Below are 18,542 nucleotides of genomic sequence, written 5' to 3'. Positions count from 1 at the left end.
TGGTGGTCAGATTTGGGGTCAGGTTATGCTCAATTTTGGGCCTATGTGCCGGCCGCCTCGGGCCGCCGGCACATACTTTCCCCTTAGAGATACACGCGCAAATACTCCGCCATACACAATATCGCCATGGCCTGCCCGTACGGCATCGGCGTCAACGGGATCTGGCGGTAATACTCCAGATCCGGCCCCATTTCCGTACCGAATGAAGACTGCGTCAGTTCGCCTTCATCGCTGATACAGTTAACCACCCCGCGAATAGCCTTCTGCCCGACGTTTGCATAAGATGCATCGATGTAGCGTTTACGTACCGCCTTCAAGATACCATAGGCAAACCCTGCGGTTGCCGAACTCTCCAGATACGAGTCTCTGTCATCCAGCAGCGTATGCCAAAGGCCGCTTTCATCCTGCAACCGCGCCAGTGCGCTGACCTGGCTGTTTAATACTTCCAGTAAAAAACGGCGCGTCGCATCGCGTTCCGGAAGCTCCAGCAGTTCGATAAAATCAGGGATAGCGACAGTTAACCAGCTATTCCCTCTCGCCCAGCGCGCGCGGGAAAAGTTGTGATTGCCTTCAAACGTCCAGCCGTGGAACCACAGGCCGGTTTCCCGATCCATCAGATACTGCACATGGGTAAGGAACTGAAACTTAGCTTCTTCAATGTATTCCTGACGCCCGAGCAGTTTGCCGATCTTAGCCAGCGGCATCACCGTCATCATCAGGGTGTCATCCCAGAGCTGCTGGTTATTTTCTTTGTGGATAACAACATGCTGGATCCCGCCTTTTTCCGTACGCGGCATCTCGTACATCACCCACTCGGCCCAACGTTCAAGCAGCGGCAGCCAGGCGGGATTGCCGGTCTCTTCATAGCGGTAAGCGAGGGTCAGTAACGGGCAGACCGTATTCACATTTTTAGTCGGCGTGCCTTCCGTCAGACGGGCGCTGAACCAGTCGTCGATAACGGTGCGCATAGATTCATCGCCCGTCTGTTGGTAGTACTGGAAAATGCCGTACAGGCCAACGCCGTGGGTCCACTCCCAGCCGGCCGCCCAGCCCTTGGCGTCGATGATGCGCCCATCGTCCAGATGCAGTGCAAATTCGCCCGTTGTGTCTTCAATCGCGACCAGATTACTGGTCACTTTATGGATTAACGTTTTGAGCGCATCGCGGGAGATAAAACGTTCTGGCTGGCGCAATAAGGCGCTGTGTTTTACGGAGTAAATCGTCATAGTGTCATCCTGCGTATTTATCATGTTCAGAAGTGGGTGAAGACATGTGGGCTGCGTTAGCCTTTACGGGGGGCGCTTTCTGGCGATTGAGGTAGCCAATGTTATTGTTACCCCATAGTGATTCGTATTTCAGGCCGGTCAGCATTTCCACCGTCGCCCGAATATCAGGCGAAACGCTTTCCGGCAGCGGGCGATTGGCGCTGCGCATACGCTGATTCTCTTGTTGCAACAACTGATGCGTATGCAAATTAAGTTTAAATTTCAGAGAGATAATAAATCCGACAGCCAGTAAACCCACAGTACCAAAGCTGAGTATTTGTAAGATGGTGTGGCTGACCTGCGGATCCTGCACACTCTTGCCCGACACGAAACCGGACATCTGCAAGATGATCCCCACCAGCATGACCGCCCCTGCCTGCGAGGCTTTTCGCGTCATCGTCATCACTCCGGCAAAAATGCCCTCACGGCGTTGAGCGGTTATCGTCTCATCCACATCTGAAATGTAAGTGTAGATATTCCAGGGAATATAGTTGATCCCGCCGCGGCCCAGACCCGCCACTGCGGAAATAAACAGAAGCAGCGAATAGACATCGCTCATTCCCGCATAGTAAACCAGCGCAAACGAGACGGAGGCCAGGCCGAACAGTATAACCACGACGCGATAGGCGGGCGCTGGCCCAAAGCGGATACAAAGCGGGATCATGCCGACAACCGCAACGAACTGAAGGATTGCCATCACGCCCATTAAGTTTGATGCAGTTTGCGCCGTCTGCATCAGGACAAATACCACGTAATAGGTGAACACGGCATTGAAGACATCCTGCGCGATATAGCCGCCGAGGTATAACCCCAGATGCTGGCGAAAAATCTTGATGCGGAAAGTGGAGGTTAATTCAATGCTCAGGCGTTTGAGACGTTCCCTCAGCGTCAGGTTCTCATCGCCCTGCTCGTGCCGGCGCTCCGCTTCAGATTTCAGCTCCGCAGGCCGTTCCCAGGTAAAGCAATAGACCAGCGTCAGTACAATGGCGCAAATCACCGCAAGAACGAGGCTTGCGTAAAAGAACGACAGCGGATTGTCTTTACCAAAATATGACAGGAAAACGCCCGGCAGAAAGGCCGCCAATATAGCGGAAAGCTGCCCCATGGCGATGCGCGCGCCGGAGAATTTCGACTTGTGTTTAAAGTCATCGGTCATTTCCGGCACCAGTGTTTCGTAAGGCACCAGAATCATGGTGTAGACGATATCGAACAGCAGGTAGGTGAGCAGGTAATACCAAAACGCCATGTCTCCAACCCACATAATGGTGTAACTAAATATGCAAGGAATACCCAGCAAAATAAAGAACTTGCGGCGGCCAAAGCGCCGTCCAAGCCTGGTGCTGCCAAAGTTATCGCTCACATAGCCCATCAGCGGACTTACCACGGCGTCAAGCACGCGTGCGCAGGCGAAGATCAGTGTCGCCTCGATGGGCGTCAGTCCGCAAAAGCTGGTATAGAAATAAAGTAGCCAGGCTGAGGTTAATACTGCCGTGCCGGCTCCAAGGAAATCACCGGAACCGTAGGCCAGATAATGATGTAAACCTATCTTTCGTTGTTTCATTTTTTTGTGCCCCGAAGCATTGTGGATTGGGGTACGGTGCTGGCATGTCATAGGGTTGCCAACACCCGATCGCGGATTTAAAGCGCGTGATTACGCGTGTGGCACCAGCAGCACTTTGATTGCTTTAGCGCTGCCAAACGTCGCGAATGCCATCTCCCAACTGTCGAGCGGGAACTGGTGCGTCACGATGCCTTCTGCCGTCAGCAGCTTGCGGCTAAAGAGATCGATAACCGTCTCATAGCAGCCAGGGCTTAAATGCGCGCCGCGGATATCCAACTCTTTTCTGTCGCCGATGATTGACCAGTCGATGGAGGTCTCGCGACTGAATACGCTGAATTCCACGAAGCGCCCAAGCTTACGGATCATTTGCAGTCCCTGATTGACTGCCGCCGGGTTGCCAGAGGCTTCAATGTAGACATCGCAGCCATAGCCGTCGGTCATCGTTTTCACTTTCGCGATAACGTCTTCCTCAAGCGGATTCATGACCTCATCCGCGCCAAGCTGTTTCGCCAGCGCCAGGCGGTGCGGCATCGTGTCGATAACAATGAGTTTTTTCGGCGTTTTAAGTTTGATGGCTTGCACCATGCCGAGTCCTAAAGTTCCGGCCCCCGCCAGCACCACCACGTCGTTAAACTGAATATCGCCACGATTGACCGCGTGCACCGAACAGGAGAACGGCTCAATCAGCGCGCACTCTTCCAGCGACAGCGACTCAGGGATTTTGTGTACCCGACTGGTGGGCTTAAACAGCATGTATTCGGTCATGCCGCCATCGGCATCTTCTTTCTGGAAACCGTAGATGTCGTGTTTTTCACACATCCAGTACTGCCCGTTGCGACAAAAACGGCACTTATCGCAAGGTACGATCTGTTCCGCAATAACACGGTCGCCCAGCGCGACACCAAAGTGCTCCAGCGCATTCGGGCCTGCCGCATGAACGGTGCCGTAGAACTCATGACCGCTGACTACCGGGGTTTTTACATACGGAGGAAACGTCTCGTTGCCCCAAAACATCGGCGCACCGTGGTAGCAGTGAAAATCAGAGGCGCAGATACCGCAAGCGCCAACTTTCACCAGCAGTTCATTCTCTTTTGGCTCCGGCAGCGGCGCAGAGATCAGGCGATAGTCTTTCGGGCCAAAATTGACCAGTTGTTTGATTACAGTGGGTTTTATGTTCACAGTTGCATTTCCTGTACATATCGAGTGTGAATGCACATTAAAATGTTTTCGTGAACATTTATAACTAGACAGTATGTTTTTGTGATCGCGCTGACAGTTTATTTTTAAAAAATCATAAATATCATACACATATAATTGAAACGTTATTTCACAATAGAATACACCCAACGTGTCATAATTTTATATGTATGATAATATTGCCAAATTATGTTCACATAAACATTGAATACGCGTCAAAACCAGGAGAGTAAAACGGAGTCACAACTAGCGGTAGTTTTTAAGAAAGCCGTTTATTACCGTGCGCTGCTGCCAGGGGCGCTCTTCAATAGCCGCCACCAGATTTTCGGCGACGATGGTCGCCCATTGCTTGTAATCATGAACAACGGAAGGGTAAAAAAATCCAAAATCTTCGGCATTGGGCATGTCGTCTATGGAGAGAAATTCAACTTTATTCAGTGACCATTTTGTCGCGACGCTGCGCGCAGCAAGAGAAATGGCGCCGTTGATCCCAACAATTGCGTCGTAATTCATCACCCCGGAGGAGAAGTGAGCGGTAATTTTCTCTTTCGCTTTGTCATAGCGATAGTCCGCATACAGGCAGGTAACCTGCGTCGTGGCGGGAATGTTTTGACAGATACTGCGCACACGCGCCTGAGTGATACGCGAGTGCTCCTGACCACCAATCACCAGAATATGACGCCAGGCTTTCTCGGTAATGACCGAGGCGATTAGCTCCCCTGCCCGTTCATCGTTAACGAAAACGGCAGGCAGGTTGGTGTCAAACTGACGGTCGAACTGAATAAGCTTCGTCGGCGAATTATGCAGAATTTTAAGGTGGCTTACGTCATAGTCGGGCGTATCGCTGATGACGGACAACACCACACCCGCCGCTTTGTAGCCCACCAGCGTATTGATCGCCTTCACTTCAGACTCGCGGCCGCCGCCGGTGGTAAAAATCATCACCGAATACCCTTTTTCCTCGGCGCGCAGGCATAACTCCTGAATCACGTACGAGTAGCTCTGGTTAAAGGTATCGTCCGTCACAATGCCAATAATGGGGCTTTGGGATGTTTTGATATTCTGTGCAAATACGTTGGGAACGTACTCTACTTCGCTGGCAATCCGCAGGATCTTCTCCCGCGTTTTGGCTTTGACTTTGCCCGGATCGGTAAAGGTTCGGGAAACGGTAATACTGCTGACGCCCGCGAGACGGGCGATATCAGTGATAGTGGGTGATTTATTACCGGACGCTTTCATGTGTTGACAATGACTCAGCCGAAAAAGAGGAAGTATATCATTTCCCCCGTTTCATTCGGAGACATCTTCGCGTCAATACCCTATCGACCGGTTCAAGAAGATAAGCCGTCCTGCGCGAACGTTCTGCTGGTCAATCCGGGCGGTTCACGCCTCTGATATTTCAAATACCGTATCAATGGTAAAGATTGTCTCGGTTCAGGCGCCTGCCTGCATAAAAACAACCCGGGTTTTATGCCCCAAAAAAGCACACAGCGTCTCATTATGGGGCAATTGTTTTCTTTGTCGAACACCCTCTTAATCTTTTTCTCTTATTAATTAACCAATTAATGGTTATTAGCGCAAATAAAATCGCTTGGCATAAAACGTGCATGTTGTACATACAAGACTATACAAGAAAGCCGGTTTGAGCAGTTTGCCAATACGGTTTTATTAATCCATGGATATGGCATTGCCGCAGTTCTGGCGTTGCCCTATCAGCAGATAAGGTCGTGGTGGAATAACAATGATTTCGTTCGATAACGTCACAAAACACTATGAGGATGGAACCCTGGTTGTCGACAGGCTTTCTTTCATCGCCCCAACCGGCAAACTCACCATTCTGGTGGGGCCGTCAGGATGCGGGAAAACCACCTCATTGCGCATGATTAACCGTCTGATCGAGCCGTCCACAGGCAAAATTCTGTTAAACGGTCAGTCCACGGCAGGAATGGACGTGGTCAAGCTACGGCGCAGAATTGGATATGTTATTCAGAACGCAGGGCTTTTTCCCCATAAAACCATCGTCGACAATGTGGCCGTCACCGCCTTGCTCAACGGCGCCACCCGACAAGCGGCACATAAAACCGCGCTTGAACTGCTGGAACGCGTCGGGCTTTCTCCGGCGCTGGCGCAGCGCTATCCCTGGCAATTATCCGGCGGTCAGCAGCAGCGTGTCGGCGTAGCTCGGGCGCTGGCGGCAGATCCTGAATTTATGCTGATGGATGAACCGTTCAGTGCGGTGGATCCGGTGGTGCGCGAGCAGTTACAGGATGAGTTTCTACGCCTACAGCGCGACATCGGCAAAACCATCATTATGGTGACACACGATATTGACGAGGCCATGAAGCTGGGCGATCAGGTAGCGGTGCTGATGCCGGGTGGCCGTCTGGCGCAAATCGCCTCACCGGCGGAACTGCTTACCTCGCCTGACAGCCCCTTTGTCGCTGATTTTATCGGCCGGGATCGGGGCTATCGGCGTTTGGCGTTCAGCGCGCTGCATCCGCAGCTCACGCTACAACCGGAACCCTGCGTCAATGTCGGCGCCAGCGTCGAACAGGCCCGGGCGCAGACTCAGGAACGCTGGATCCTGGTCACCGATCAGCAAAAACCGCTCGGCTGGTTCGATCTGCGCCAGCCCCGGGAAGCCACCGTCACCAACGAAGCCATTAACCTTGGCAGCACATTCGCCCCGTTGTCAGGATCGCTGCGGCAACTTACCGACGCGGTACTCAGTTCTCCCTGTCAGCGGGGGATCGTGGTGGACGATCGGCAATGTCTGTTGGGATCGGTGAATTTCGATAGCGTTCTGTCTGCGCTGCGCGACGGCAATGACCAGGGGGTATCATGAGATTTGACTGGCTATGGCGGCAAAGCGATCAGATTTTGCAGCTCTTTCTCTGGCATGTCTGGCTCTCGGTGGTGCCGGTGCTGCTGGGTCTGGTGCTGGCGATCCCCGTTGGTCAGATGATTCAGAGCCTGCCGCGTCTGAAAAGTCTGATCCTCAACCTGTTCGGTCTGCTGTACACCATTCCTTCCCTGGCGTTGTTTGTGCTGTTACCCGGGATCCTCGGCACCCGCATTCTCGATACCATCAATGTGGTGGCGGCTCTGACCATCTATGCCTTTGCGTTGCTGGTGCGCACCGTGTGTGACGGCCTGGACGCTGTTTCGCCGGATACGCGGCAAGCCGCGCTGGCATTGGGATACAAACCGTTCCAGCAATTTCTCGCCGTGGACTTGCCCATCGCCGTGCCGGTGATTGCCGCCGGACTGCGCGTCGTGGTGGTTTCCAATGTCAGCATCGTCTCAATCGCCGCATTGGTGGGCGCGCCGCAGCTCGGCAGCCTGTTTACCCAAGGTTTCCAGCTCCATTTTCTTACCCCGATTATTGCCGGCATCGTGCTGTGCATCCTGTTGGCATTATTGCTCGATAATCTGTTGCTGCTTCTTACCCGCAGACTGGCAGCCTGGCAACCCAAAAGGAGCTCAACATGATCGATTGGTTTATGGATAGCAGCCGCTGGCTGGGGGATGAAGGGCTGTTGGCGCTGCTTTGCCAGCATCTGTTATACAGCGCCGTCGCTCTGGGCATCGCCATCCTGCTGGCTTTCCCTATTGGGTGCTATGCCGGCCATACCGGCAAAGGGGAACGCCTGTTAATCGGCAGCGCCAACGCATTGCGCGCCCTGCCGTCTTTCGGTCTGATCATTCTGCTGGTGATTGTTTTTGGCCCGGTGTTTGAATCCGATCTGGCTTTTATTGTGCCTTGTCTGATTGTACTCATCATCCTGGCGCTTCCCCCGATCATGCTGGGGGTGTGGTCCGGCATCACCGCCATCGACAGAACCGTTATCGATTCCGCCTGCGGAATGGGCTATTCCCCGTGGCGCCTGCTGTTTTCCGTGGAGCTGCCCTGCGCCCTGCCGCTGATCCTGTCCGGTATCCGCAGCGCCACCCTGCAAATCATCTCCACGGCCACCATCGCCGCCTATGTGTCGATGGGAGGACTGGGACGTTTGATTATCGATGGCCGAGCGCAGAACGACTATCAGCAGATGGTTGCCGGCGCCATTCTGGTGGCGCTGCTGGCGCTAATTATCGATTGTTTGTTCTCATTGTTAACACGCATGATGGTTTCGCCCGGCATTTTGCGGCACGAAGTGCGTCTGAACCCCACCACGAAAACATCCTCTTCACTTGTCAGGAGTCCAGCCAAATGAAACTGAGTCAATTACTCGCTGCATCACTGTTATCCCTTGCTTTGTGTCAGACCGGTCAGGCGGCATCTCAGGATGCGAACGCCAACGATGTGGGCACCATAATTATCGGGTCTGCTGATTTTCCTGAAAGTCAGTTGCTGGCCACCATTTATGCCGGCGCGCTGGCGGCGAACAACATTCGTACGCAGACAAAACTGAATATCGGCAGCCGGGAGGTTTACATGCCGGCCCTGCTCGACGGCTCCATCAATCTGCTCCCCGAATACAGCGGCGCCGCGCTGAGCTATCTGGATGACAAAACCGAGGCGCACAGCCCGGAAGACGTCGCCAAAGCCCTGGCAACCAAACTGCCGCCGCAAATTAAGATGTTGAATATTTCCGAGGCGCAGGACGGCGATATTCTGGCCGTTAGCCAAAAAACCGCCCAGCGTTACAACCTGAAAACCATTGACGATCTGGCGCCGATCGCCAATGGATTAGTGCTGGGCGGCCCGCCGGAGTGGAAAACCCGCCGCGAAGGGGTCATCGGTCTGAAAGAGATTTATGGCCTGGACTTTAAGACATTCAAAGTGTTGGACGTCTCCGGGCCGCTGACTCTGTCCGCGCTGAAAAATAACCAAATACAGGTAGCCAACTTCAACTCCACCACGCCGGCGCTGAAACAGAACCACCTGGTAACGCTACAGGACACCAAGAACCTGTTCCTGGCCCAGAATATCGTTCCGCTGATTGCCGTCGACAAGTCCAACAGCGTGGTGGAAACCACCCTTAATAACGTTTCCGCCAAACTGACCACCGAAGACCTGATAGCCATGAATGAAAAACTGGCGGATTTTGAAAGCCTTGAGAACGTAGCGCGCGAGTGGCTGCTTCAGCACGGCTTACAAAAATAACCCACCGGGATCCAGGACGGTAAGGAAACCGTCCTGAACCTGTCAGGCATTACCCGCTCCGCAACACTCGCGCTTTCAGCGTTCTTCGATCACCACCACGCACTGGCCGGCGCGCACCGCTGAACCGGGCTGCACGCGGATCTCGCGCACAATGCCCTCCAGCGGCGACGCCAGCGGTATCTCCATCTTCATCGACTCCAGCACCACCAGCACGTCGCCTTTGGCGACCGTCGCCCCCAGCGTGGTTTTCACCTGCCAGAGATTACCGGCGATCGGGCTTTCCACCCCCTGCCGCCCCGGCGGCAACGGGGTATCCTCGGCGCTTTCCATCACTGTCTCTTCACTGTCAAAGTGCGCCTGACCGGATGCGATCCAACGCTCGCGTTCGGCATGAAAAGCGGCGCGCTGGCGAGTACGAAAGGCGGCGATGCCCTCGGCCTCGCGGGCAAGAAAGGCCTGATAATCAGCCAGCGCCAATTCGCTTTGCGTGATGCGCAGCGGATAGCGCCCCAGTGGAAAATCGCGCCGGATGCGCAACAGCTCGTCGGCGGATACCGGATAAAAACGGATCTGATCGAAGAAGCGCAGCAGCCAGGGCTTACCGCCAAACGCCGCCACATCGCGGTAGCGATTCCACATCTGCAAGGTTCGGCCGACGAACTGATATCCTCCCGGCCCTTCCATACCGTAGACGCACAGGTAGGCGCCGCCGATACCCACCGAGTTTTCCGCCGTCCAGGTGCGCGCCGGGTTGTATTTGGTGGTGACCAGCCGATGACGCGGATCCAATGGCGTCGCCACCGGCGCGCCGAGATACACATCCCCCAGCCCCATGACCAGATAGCTGGCGTCGAAAACGGTTTTGTAGACCTCGTCAAGATCCGCCACATCGTTGATGCGGCGAATAAACTCCAGATTGCTCGGGCACCAGGGGGCGTCGCGGCGCACGGTGGTCATATATTTCCGAATAGCCAGCTGGCAGGCGGGATCGTCCCAGGAGAGCGGCAGGTGCACAATGCGCGACGGCACCCGGAGATCGCCGCGGGCGCAAACGTCATCCCACAGGCCGCCGATGATTTCCAGCAGTTGCGCCTGCGGCAGCGTTTCAGGCTGATAATGTACCTGTAGCGAGCGGATACCGGGCGTCAGGTCGATGACGCCATCAAGATCGTTGGCCGCCAGCGCCTGCATCAACGCATGTCCGCGAAAACGCAGCACCAGATCCAGCTCGGGATCGCCAATTTCCAGCAACAGATGCGTGTCCCCGGACAGACGAACCACCAGACGCCGATCGCCGCCGCCGATGTCGAGCACCACCGGCGATGTCAGCGGAGCGGGCCGCCAGTGGGTCGTTACCGGCGCAAGCGCGGCGATTTCGGCGCGCCGCGCCTGCGCCAACTCGCGGGCTGTGGCGATATCGACCGGCACGAAACGGACGCGATCGCCGGCCTTGAGCTGGCCTAGCTGATACAGATCGGCGTCGATCACCGTCACCGGACAGACAAAACCGCCCAGACTGGGGCCGTCAGGGCCGAGTATCACCGGCATATCGCCGGTGAAATCCACCGCGCCGATGGCATAGGGATTATCATGGATATTCGACGGATGCAACCCCGCCTCGCCCCCGCTGTCGCGCACCCACTCGGGCTTCGGCCCGATCAGACGCACGCCGGTGCGGCTGGAGTTGAAATGCACCTCCCAGTCGGTGGCGAAAAAAGTGTCCATATAAGCCGGCGTAAAATATTCCGGCGCGCCGTGCGGCCCGTAAATCACTCTCAGTTGCCGTACGGCGGGCAGTTGGGTGCGCAGACCGTCAGGCAGGCTGTCTCCCGCACGGCTGTCGTTGAGAGGGGCAAGATGCAGTACGTCGCCCGCGCGCAAGGCGCGCCCCGCATGGCCGCCAAACTGCCCCAGCGTAAAGGTGCTTTTGCTGCCAAGATAGTCAGGCACCGCGATACCGCCGCGCAGACACAGGTAGCTGCGAACCCCTTGCGCACGCATCGCGCCCAGCCGCAGCGTGGCCCCCGCCGGAATAAAGAAGGCAGTGTCCATCGGCCGGGCTTCGCCATCGATATCGATCGGCAAGGCAGCCCCCGTCACGGCGACCACCGAGTCGGTGTTGAAACGCAGCGTCGGGCCGTTCATGGTGATTTCCAGCGCCGCGTCGCCTTCATCATTCCCCAGCAGTTGATTGCCCAGCCGCAGCGCGCGATCGTCCATCGGGCCGGACGGCGGTACGCCGACCGCCCAATAACCGAGACGTCCGGGGTAATCCTGTACCGTGGTCTGCGTGCCGGCAGCGAGCACCTCGCAGGTCATCGCCTGATAAGTCAGATTATCCAGGCAGCGCGTCCAGGGGGAACCGCTGGAAAATGGCCTGTCCGCCAGGATCTGGCGCAGATAGTTGCGATTGGTTTCAACGCCGTACAGTCGGGTGTCCGCCAGCGCCCGATCCAGCGCCGCGGCGGCCTGTTCGCGGGTCGCCGCGCAGCTAATCAGCTTGGCGATCATCGGGTCGAAAAACGGCGGGATCTCGCACCCCGCCTCTACCCAGGTATCGATCCGTAGCGCCTGACCGTCCGCGTCAGGGAACGAGACATCGGTCAGCAGGCCGGGGGATGGCTGGAAATTGCGGCCCGGATCTTCCGCATACACGCGGGCCTGAATCGCGTGCCCGCGTGGATGCAGATTTGTCGCCAACTCGGCGAGCGGCGGCAGGTCGCCGGCGGCCAGTTCAATCATCCAGCGCACCAGATCGATGCCCCAAACCTGCTCGGTGACGCCGTGCTCAACCTGCAAACGGGTATTCACTTCGAGAAAATAGAATTGCTGTGCGGCGCTGTCATAGACGAACTCCACCGTGCCCGCACTGCGGTAGTTCACCGCGCCGGCAAGCCTGACCGCGGCCTCACATAGCGCCTCCGCCATCCCCGCCGGCAGGTTGGGCGCCGGGGTTTCCTCGATAACCTTTTGATTGCGGCGCTGCACCGAACAATCCCGCACGCCGAGGGCCAACACCTCGCCACGGCCATCGCCAAAAATCTGTACTTCCAGATGCCTGGCCCGCTCGATGTACTTTTCGATAAACACGCCGGCATCGCTGAAGTTATTCTGGCCGAGGCGCTGTACCGTTTCAAACGCCTCGGAAAGCGCCTCCGCGTTGTAACAGACCCGCATACCGATACCGCCGCCGCCCGCCGTGCTCTTGAGCATCACCGGGTAACCGATTTGTGCGCCGGCTTCCAGAGCGGCGTCAAGGTTTTCCAACAGCGCTGTGCCTTCGAGCAACGGCACCGCGTGCTGTTTGGCTAAAGCCCGGGCGGTGTGCTTCAGGCCGAACACCCGCAGTTGTTCAGGCGTCGGGCCGACGAAAGCGATCCCCGCCGCCGCGCACGCCTCGGCAAAGGCGGCGTTCTCCGAGAGAAAACCATATCCCGGATGGATGGCGCGGGCGCCGCTCTGACGGGCGGCGGCAAGTATTTTTTCCACCGCCAGGTAGGTCTGGGCGGCGGGGCCGTCGCCCAGACCTATCGCTTCATCCGCCTGCTGAATATGCAGACTGCTGACATCCGCGTCGGCGTAAACCGCCACGCCCTGTACCCCTAACGTGCGCAGCGTACGAAGAATACGACACGCAATGGCGCCGCGATTGGCAATGAGAAGTTTGTCAAACATTCGCTAGACTCTCACAAGGGCGGGCCGTCCCGCCGGAATCAAGACCGCCTCATGGTCGTCCAGGGCGGTAAATACGGTGGCGGCGGCGCGTTACCGGGCGGTCAGTTCCATACCAATACCTCGGCCGGCGTCGGATCCCAGCCGTTGCAGGGGTTGTTGAGCTGGGGACAGTTGGAAATCAGCACGATGACATCGCATTCCGCCCGCAGCTCGACGTATTTGCCCGGCGCGGAAATACCGTCCTCAAAGGTCAGCCCGCCCTCGGCGGTGACGGGAACATTCATGAAGAAGTTGATGTTGGCGCCGATGTCCCTTTTGTTCAGCCGTCCATCATGCAGGCAGGCGCACAGAAAGTTGTCGCGACAGCTGTGCATATAGCGCCGGTCAAGCGCATAGCGCACCGTGTTGCTCTCCTGCGCGCAGGCGCCGCCCAGCGTGTCATGGCGTCCGCAGGTATCGGCAACGATGGTCAACAGCGGGTTGCCCAGATTGGAATACAGTACGCTGCCCGTCGTCAGATAGACGTTGTTTTGCCGACGCAGCGTACGTTGCGGATCGTAACGTTCACGGGGATTGGCGGCGCGGTAGAACAGCGTGTCGATGGCCTGATTTCCCTCCAGATCGAGCAGACGCAAGATCTGGCCTTGTTTGACCTCGAACAGATAAGGCTCGCCGGCGGGGATCACATGGCGGAAAACCGCATCGTGCGCCGCAAGGTTGCTGGCGGTGAGAGTCATGTTATTTCTCCTTAAAGCTGGAAGCGTTCGGTGTTATGAAAAGCCCGCGCGTTTTCCGGGCGCGATGTGCGACAGCCCACGGTGATGCCGTCGCCGGCGGCCTGGCTCCACGCCAGCCGCACCGGCTGCGGGGCATAACGCGGATTCGGATCCATCGGATGTTGCAACGCGGTCAAGACCACCAGCGTGTCCATCGGGGCGAACAGCTCGATATAATCGCCCGGCCGGGAAGAGTCCGGGTGGAAGCAAAACCGGCCGCTTTCATCGACCGTCACTTTGCTGAACAAATTGACCACCATCAGCAAGTCCTGAAGGTCAAGATTCCACTTGCCCATTTCCACCAGCAGGTTGTCCGTGCCGTTGCGGAAAAAACCGTTGCGCAGTTCCTGATAGCGCCCTGGCCCGTATTTCTGCTGAACTTCGTCCGCATTGAGCACGCCGCCAAAGCTGTCATGCCAGCCGCAGGTATCCGTAATAATCGCCGCCAGCACCCGTCCCATGTCGGAATACAGACAATGGCCCGCCGTCAGTTTGGCGGTATGCTGTCCTTTCAGGGTGTCCGGCAGATTCAGCCGTTCGCTGGGCTGGCGGGCGTTGAGCAGCAATAGGCTAACGTTGGCTCCGCCTTCTATGTCGGTGATGCGCAGCACCTGGCCGCGCTTGAGAATGAACGAGGTATGACCGCCGCCGGGGACGGTTTCTTCATACAGATTGGCGCGTAACGCCAGCGTATCTGTGGTCATAAAAAAGCTCCTTAAAAAGTAACGGGGTCGACGCCGGTGATACGCGGCGGCAAGGCGGTTAGCGCCTCACGGGCGGCGTGACGATTCTGATTGAGCGGAATGTCATAGGTGATGCGCGCGCCGTAAGCGTTAGGGGCCTGCGGATCAATGCGCACCTTGTCGAATACCAGCAGGCGCGTGCCGAGGTTGAACCCTTCCGACAGATCGTGCGTCACCATAAACACCGTCAGCCGGGTTTCATTCCACAGTTCCAGCAGCAGGGTATGCATATCTTTGCGGATACCGGGATCGAGGGCGCCGAACGGTTCGTCGAGCAGCAGAATGCGCGGCTGGACGATAAATGCCTGAGCGATGGCCAGACGCTGTTGCATGCCGCCGGAAAGCTGGCTGGGATAGTGATGCAGCGCCTGTCCGAGACCGACGCGCGCCAGCATGGCCGCCGCTTTTTCTCTGGCCGCGCGTTTACGCCGGCCAAACAGACGCCCGCACCAGGGGGCATGCGGTAACTCCAACCCGATGGTCACGTTTTCCAGCACGCTCAGATGCGGAAAAACCGAGTAACGCTGGAAGACCACACCGCGGCTAACGTCGGGTTCGGCGGGCAATGCGCCGCCCTCCAGCCGGATGCTGCCGCGGCTGGGCTGTTCCTGACCGAGCAGCAGGCGCAGAAACGTCGATTTGCCGCAGCCCGACGCGCCGACCATCGTGCAAAACTCCCCTTCGCCAATATGCAGGTTCAGCCGTTCCAGCACCACATGGTCGCCATACTCCTGCCAGATGTTATCGATTTCGATAAAGCTCATGCTTTTCCTCCCTCTGACCAGGGGAAACAGCGGCGGTTGAGATAACGCAGCGACAGATCCATCAGCCACGCCAGCAGCGTGATCCACGCCACGTAAGGCAGAATCACATCCATCGCCATATAGCGGCGTACCAGAAAGATGCGATACCCCAGCCCGGCGGTGGCCGAAATGGCCTCGGCGGAGATCAGAAACAGCCACGCCGTGCCGAGCAGCAGGCGCAGCGACGTCAACAGGCGCGATAGCAACTGCGGCAGCACCACCCGCAAAACCACGATCCAGCTATTGGCGCCCAGCGTCTGGGCTTTGATCAGGATCTCCGGCGGGATCTCCCGGGCGCGCTGTTCCAGATCGCGCGCCAGCATCGGCGTGATGCCAATGACGATCAGCATGACTTTTGATAGTTCATCCAGTCCGAACACAATAAACAGGATCGGCAGGATGGCGAGCGGCGGGATCATCGACAGTACCGCCATCAATGGCGACAGAGACGCCCGCAACAAAGGAAACACCCCCGCCGCAATGCCGAAGCACAGGCCGAGCAATGAGGCGATCGCCAATCCGCTCGCCAGTCTGCCCAGGCTGACGGCCGTATCCAGCCAAAGCAGGTAATCGCCGCTGCGCCTGTCCGCCGTAAACGCCATACGCTGGATGGCGTCGGCCATCTGCGCGAAACTGGGCAACAGCTTGTCGCTGGGATTGGCCTCCAGCCGCACGGCGGACCCCATCAGATACGCCGCCAACAGCACGACAAAAGGCAACAGTACCAGCAGCATGCGTCCACTCCGTTGCGGGTGGCGATTAATCAGGCGCATGGCATTTTCTCCTGTGAGTCGGGATCAAAGCTGGCCTGCGGCCGCCAGTCGAACGAACTCATCATTGAAGCGCAGCTTCACATTCCCGCTATCGCCCTGGGTGATGCCGCCGGGGAAATTCATGCCGATAAACTCCGCGCTCTGCGCGCCATCCCCCAGCAGCCCTTTGTCAAAAGAGAATTTCGCCACCCGTTGCATGGTGGCGGGCAGTTCCGGGTTGGTGATGAACTGTAGATTGTCCTGCGCGGTGTAAAACAGATGGGTGGTTTTCAACTGTGCCTGATAACCGGCCAGATCGGTGCCGGATGCTTTAGCCATCGACTCAAGCGCCGCCGGGTTGCCCGCCTGCATCAGCGCCATCATTTCGAACCAGGCGCCGGTGAGGGCTTTGCCAAAGTCAGGATTCTCTTGCAGCACGCGGGTATTGACCACCATCATGTCAATCAACTCGCCCGGCACCTGTCCGGAGTGGAAGACCTCGGTGGTGTCCGGGATGGCTTTGATGGCGGAAAGCTGCGGGTTCCAGGCCACGGCGGCCTGTACGCCGCGGGTGGAAAAGGCGGCGACGATATCGGCGTCAGAGGTGTTGACCACCGTTATATCGCGCTCCTGCAACCCGGCGGTTTCCAGCCCGCGCACCAGCAGGTAATGCGATACCGACAGCTCCGGCAAATTGACTCTCATGCCGCGCAGATCGTTGAGCGTTTTGCCCGTGCCTTTCAACACCACGCCATCGTTGCCGTCGGAGAAACTCCCCAACAATAGCGCCGTCGAATCCACGCCGCCCGCCGCCGGGATGGTCAACGCATCCATGTTGGTCATGGTGCAGCCGTCAAACTGTCCGGCGGTATATTGATTGATGGATTCAACATAGTCGTTAAGTTGAGTGACGTTGATTTTGATGCCGTACTTATCGGCCCATTTGTCGATGATGCCTTCGGTGCCGATATACCCCCACGGCATCCATCCCGCGTAGATGGTCCAGCAGACGTTGAACTCTTTTTTGGGCGCGGAGTGAGAAGGAAAGCTTAATACTGCCGAGAGACTGAGGACGCAAACACCCAGTAAGCGAGATAATTTCATGTCAGACCTCCAGTTGGGGTGGGAAAAAAGGGGAGCAGCGCTACACCAGCGGTGTTGCTGTCTCCCGGGCTTTTATCCCGCCGTGTAACCTCAACTGGAGGTCGCCAGCTCTCGGACCAGTCATCCGCATCGCGCGGATCGGAACCCTAGCCAGCTATTCAGGTCATTCAGCACAATGCCGTAGTGCTGCCCCACACAAACCAGAAGCAAAATACATGCCAGCCCTTGGAAGGCCCTGAGCGCCGCATTCCGGCGCCGAAATCGCCCCGCGACGCCCCACGCTGGTGCCACCGGTTGCGTCGCGCTGGTGCATTTTGTCGGCGGCGCTGGCTGAACCCGCCGGGGAAAGAAAATATCAAACTGTGATCGTTATCAATCCCAACCGCTGGATTTTGCCAGCTTTACCCCGCCGGCGTCACTCACCTAAAGGCAGGCCTGTCGTCCGCTCTTTAGAGTCGATGGCTCCGGGGTCGTAGGCCGTCGCCCTGTCCATTCAATAAAAATGAGGGATAGAGAATGAATAACGACATTACTATGGGGATTTTCTGGCACTTGATCGGCGCAGCCAGCGCCGCCTGCTTTTATGCGCCGTTCAAGAAAGTACGACACTGGTCGTGGGAAAGCATGTGGTCGGTGGGCGGCATGGTGTCATGGCTGCTCCTGCCCTGGGCGGTGAGCGCGTTATTGTTGCCGGATTTCTGGGGATATTACGCTTCGTTCAGCGCCGCGACCTTATTACCGGTGTTCCTGTTCGGCGCCATGTGGGGCATAGGCAACATCAATTACGGCCTCACCATGCGCTATCTTGGCATGTCGATGGGTATCGGCATCGCCATTGGCATCACGCTGATAGTCGGCACCCTGATGACGCCGATCCTGAACGGTAAATTCGGCGTGCTGATTGGCACAGCCGGCGGCCGGATGACGCTGCTGGGCGTACTGGTCGCGGTGATTGGCGTGGCGATCGTCACCTATGCCGGCCGGTTAAAAGAACGCCAGATGGGCATTCAGGCCGAAGAGTTCAACCTGAAAAAAGGACTGATGCTGGCCGTCATGTGCGGCATCTTCTCTGCCGGGATGTCCTTTGCGATGGACGCGGCGAAACCGATGCACGAAACCGCGGCGACCCTCGGCGTGGATCCGTTATATGTGGCGCTGCCAAGTTACGTGGTCATTATGGGCGGAGGCGCGCTGATTAACCTGGGCTTCTGTTTCATTCGCCTGGCGACAGTGAAAGATCTGTCGGTCAAAGCGGACTTCTCTGTGGCGAAACCTCTGCTGATCAGTAACCTACTGCTTTCCGCGCTCGGGGGGCTGATGTGGTATCTCCAGTTCTTTTTCTATGCCTGGGGCCACGCCAAAATTCCGCCGCAGTATGACTATATGAGCTGGATGCTGCATATGAGCTTCTATGTGCTGTGCGGCGGCTTGGTCGGTCTGATCCTGAAAGAGTGGACATCGGCCGGCCGCCGGCCGGTCGGCGTATTAAGCGTGGGTTGCGTGGTGATTATTCTGGCGGCCAACATCGTTGGTTTGGGGATGGCCAGCTGATTGCG

General features: G+C 57.2%; 15 protein-coding genes and 1 riboswitch. Of the genes, 5 read left to right on the top strand and 10 right to left on the bottom strand.

Annotated elements, in window-relative coordinates; genetic code table 11:
• Positions 1-83: 83 nt before the first annotated feature.
• The 4 genes from HOY33_RS04800 to HOY33_RS04785 form a co-directional block, all read right to left on the bottom strand.
• The gene (locus HOY33_RS04800) at positions 84-1,226 is read right to left on the bottom strand and encodes a glycoside hydrolase family 105 protein (RefSeq protein WP_172289079.1); all 1,143 of its coding nucleotides are present in this window, start codon (positions 1,224-1,226) and stop codon (positions 84-86) included.
• A 4-nt stretch (positions 1,227-1,230) separates the two neighbouring features.
• A complete protein-coding gene (locus HOY33_RS04795; protein WP_172289078.1) occupies positions 1,231-2,826 on the bottom strand; it encodes an MFS transporter in 1,596 nt (531 codons plus the stop codon).
• A 90-nt stretch (positions 2,827-2,916) separates the two neighbouring features.
• Positions 2,917-4,005 carry an alcohol dehydrogenase catalytic domain-containing protein gene (locus HOY33_RS04790; protein ID WP_172289077.1) on the bottom strand — a complete coding sequence of 363 codons (1,089 nt, stop codon included), beginning with the start codon at positions 4,003-4,005 and terminating at the stop codon, positions 2,917-2,919.
• Positions 4,006-4,269: 264 nt separating this feature from the next.
• Entirely contained in the window at positions 4,270-5,262 is a 993-nt protein-coding gene (locus tag HOY33_RS04785; protein WP_172289076.1) for a LacI family DNA-binding transcriptional regulator, read from the bottom strand.
• Positions 5,263-5,764: 502 nt separating this feature from the next.
• Between HOY33_RS04785 and HOY33_RS04780 the strand changes: the two genes are divergently transcribed.
• The 4 genes from HOY33_RS04780 to HOY33_RS04765 are packed head-to-tail and all read left to right on the top strand — an operon-like array spanning position 5,765 to position 9,133.
• Positions 5,765-6,868 carry an ABC transporter ATP-binding protein gene (locus HOY33_RS04780; RefSeq protein WP_172289075.1) on the top strand — a complete coding sequence of 368 codons (1,104 nt, stop codon included), beginning with the start codon at positions 5,765-5,767 and terminating at the stop codon, positions 6,866-6,868.
• Positions 6,865-7,515 carry an ABC transporter permease gene (locus tag HOY33_RS04775; RefSeq protein WP_172289074.1) on the top strand — a complete coding sequence of 217 codons (651 nt, stop codon included), beginning with the start codon at positions 6,865-6,867 and terminating at the stop codon, positions 7,513-7,515. Before HOY33_RS04780 ends, HOY33_RS04775 begins: the two co-directional genes overlap by 4 nt.
• Entirely contained in the window at positions 7,512-8,240 is a 729-nt protein-coding gene (locus HOY33_RS04770; RefSeq protein ID WP_172289073.1) for an ABC transporter permease, read from the top strand. The genes HOY33_RS04775 and HOY33_RS04770 overlap by 4 nt, the downstream gene beginning before the upstream one ends.
• Positions 8,237-9,133 carry an ABC transporter substrate-binding protein gene (locus HOY33_RS04765; protein WP_172289072.1) on the top strand — a complete coding sequence of 299 codons (897 nt, stop codon included), beginning with the start codon at positions 8,237-8,239 and terminating at the stop codon, positions 9,131-9,133. The genes HOY33_RS04770 and HOY33_RS04765 overlap by 4 nt, the downstream gene beginning before the upstream one ends.
• A 75-nt stretch (positions 9,134-9,208) precedes the next feature.
• Here the strand turns inward: HOY33_RS04765 and uca are convergent, their stop codons facing one another.
• The 6 genes from uca to HOY33_RS04735 form a co-directional block, all read right to left on the bottom strand.
• Complete coding sequence (gene uca, locus HOY33_RS04760; protein ID WP_172289071.1) at positions 9,209-12,808, bottom strand: urea carboxylase; 3,600 nt, start codon at positions 12,806-12,808, stop codon at positions 9,209-9,211.
• Positions 12,809-12,909: 101 nt separating this feature from the next.
• Positions 12,910-13,545 (bottom strand): urea amidolyase associated protein UAAP2, encoded by a 636-nt coding sequence (locus HOY33_RS04755; protein WP_172289070.1) that lies wholly within the window; start codon positions 13,543-13,545, stop codon positions 12,910-12,912.
• A gap of 11 nt (positions 13,546-13,556) precedes the next feature.
• Positions 13,557-14,288 (bottom strand): urea amidolyase associated protein UAAP1, encoded by a 732-nt coding sequence (locus tag HOY33_RS04750; protein WP_172289069.1) that lies wholly within the window; start codon positions 14,286-14,288, stop codon positions 13,557-13,559.
• A gap of 11 nt (positions 14,289-14,299) precedes the next feature.
• Entirely contained in the window at positions 14,300-15,091 is a 792-nt protein-coding gene (locus tag HOY33_RS04745; RefSeq protein WP_172289068.1) for an ATP-binding cassette domain-containing protein, read from the bottom strand.
• Complete coding sequence (locus tag HOY33_RS04740; protein WP_172289067.1) at positions 15,088-15,903, bottom strand: ABC transporter permease; 816 nt, start codon at positions 15,901-15,903, stop codon at positions 15,088-15,090. Before HOY33_RS04740 ends, HOY33_RS04745 begins: the two co-directional genes overlap by 4 nt.
• Before the next feature lie 24 nt (positions 15,904-15,927).
• Entirely contained in the window at positions 15,928-16,986 is a 1,059-nt protein-coding gene (locus HOY33_RS04735; protein WP_172289066.1) for a putative urea ABC transporter substrate-binding protein, read from the bottom strand.
• 59 nt (positions 16,987-17,045) lie between these two features.
• Positions 17,046-17,147: riboswitch (guanidine-I (ykkC/yxkD leader) on the bottom strand.
• 355 nt (positions 17,148-17,502) lie between these two features.
• On the opposite strand from HOY33_RS04735, the gene rhaT reads away from it, so the two are divergent.
• Positions 17,503-18,537 carry an L-rhamnose/proton symporter RhaT gene (gene rhaT, locus HOY33_RS04730; protein ID WP_172289065.1) on the top strand — a complete coding sequence of 345 codons (1,035 nt, stop codon included), beginning with the start codon at positions 17,503-17,505 and terminating at the stop codon, positions 18,535-18,537.
• Positions 18,538-18,542 lie beyond the last annotated feature (5 nt).

The organism is Brenneria sp. hezel4-2-4 (assembly GCF_013155275.1).
Lineage (GTDB): Bacteria > Pseudomonadota > Gammaproteobacteria > Enterobacterales > Enterobacteriaceae > Brenneria.
The sequence above is the reverse complement of the archived record's forward strand: the minus strand, read 5'-3'. Positions and strand labels throughout refer to the sequence as shown.

Excerpts from the sequence above, each read along its gene's own strand:
- HOY33_RS04800 (WP_172289079.1), bottom strand. The coding sequence starts at position 1,226 with ATGACGATTTACTCCGTAAAACACAGCGCCTTATTGCGCCAGCCAGAA.
- HOY33_RS04795 (WP_172289078.1), bottom strand. The coding sequence starts at position 2,826 with ATGAAACAACGAAAGATAGGTTTACATCATTATCTGGCCTACGGTTCC.
- HOY33_RS04785 (WP_172289076.1), bottom strand. The coding sequence starts at position 5,262 with ATGAAAGCGTCCGGTAATAAATCACCCACTATCACTGATATCGCCCGT.
- HOY33_RS04780 (WP_172289075.1), top strand. The coding sequence starts at position 5,765 with ATGATTTCGTTCGATAACGTCACAAAACACTATGAGGATGGAACCCTG.
- HOY33_RS04775 (WP_172289074.1), top strand. The coding sequence starts at position 6,865 with ATGAGATTTGACTGGCTATGGCGGCAAAGCGATCAGATTTTGCAGCTC.
- HOY33_RS04770 (WP_172289073.1), top strand. The coding sequence starts at position 7,512 with ATGATCGATTGGTTTATGGATAGCAGCCGCTGGCTGGGGGATGAAGGG.
- HOY33_RS04765 (WP_172289072.1), top strand. The coding sequence starts at position 8,237 with ATGAAACTGAGTCAATTACTCGCTGCATCACTGTTATCCCTTGCTTTG.
- uca (WP_172289071.1), bottom strand. The coding sequence starts at position 12,808 with ATGTTTGACAAACTTCTCATTGCCAATCGCGGCGCCATTGCGTGTCGT.
- HOY33_RS04755 (WP_172289070.1), bottom strand. The coding sequence starts at position 13,545 with ATGACTCTCACCGCCAGCAACCTTGCGGCGCACGATGCGGTTTTCCGC.
- HOY33_RS04750 (WP_172289069.1), bottom strand. The coding sequence starts at position 14,288 with ATGACCACAGATACGCTGGCGTTACGCGCCAATCTGTATGAAGAAACC.
- HOY33_RS04745 (WP_172289068.1), bottom strand. The coding sequence starts at position 15,091 with ATGAGCTTTATCGAAATCGATAACATCTGGCAGGAGTATGGCGACCAT.
- HOY33_RS04740 (WP_172289067.1), bottom strand. The coding sequence starts at position 15,903 with ATGCGCCTGATTAATCGCCACCCGCAACGGAGTGGACGCATGCTGCTG.
- HOY33_RS04735 (WP_172289066.1), bottom strand. The coding sequence starts at position 16,986 with ATGAAATTATCTCGCTTACTGGGTGTTTGCGTCCTCAGTCTCTCGGCA.
- rhaT (WP_172289065.1), top strand. The coding sequence starts at position 17,503 with ATGAATAACGACATTACTATGGGGATTTTCTGGCACTTGATCGGCGCA.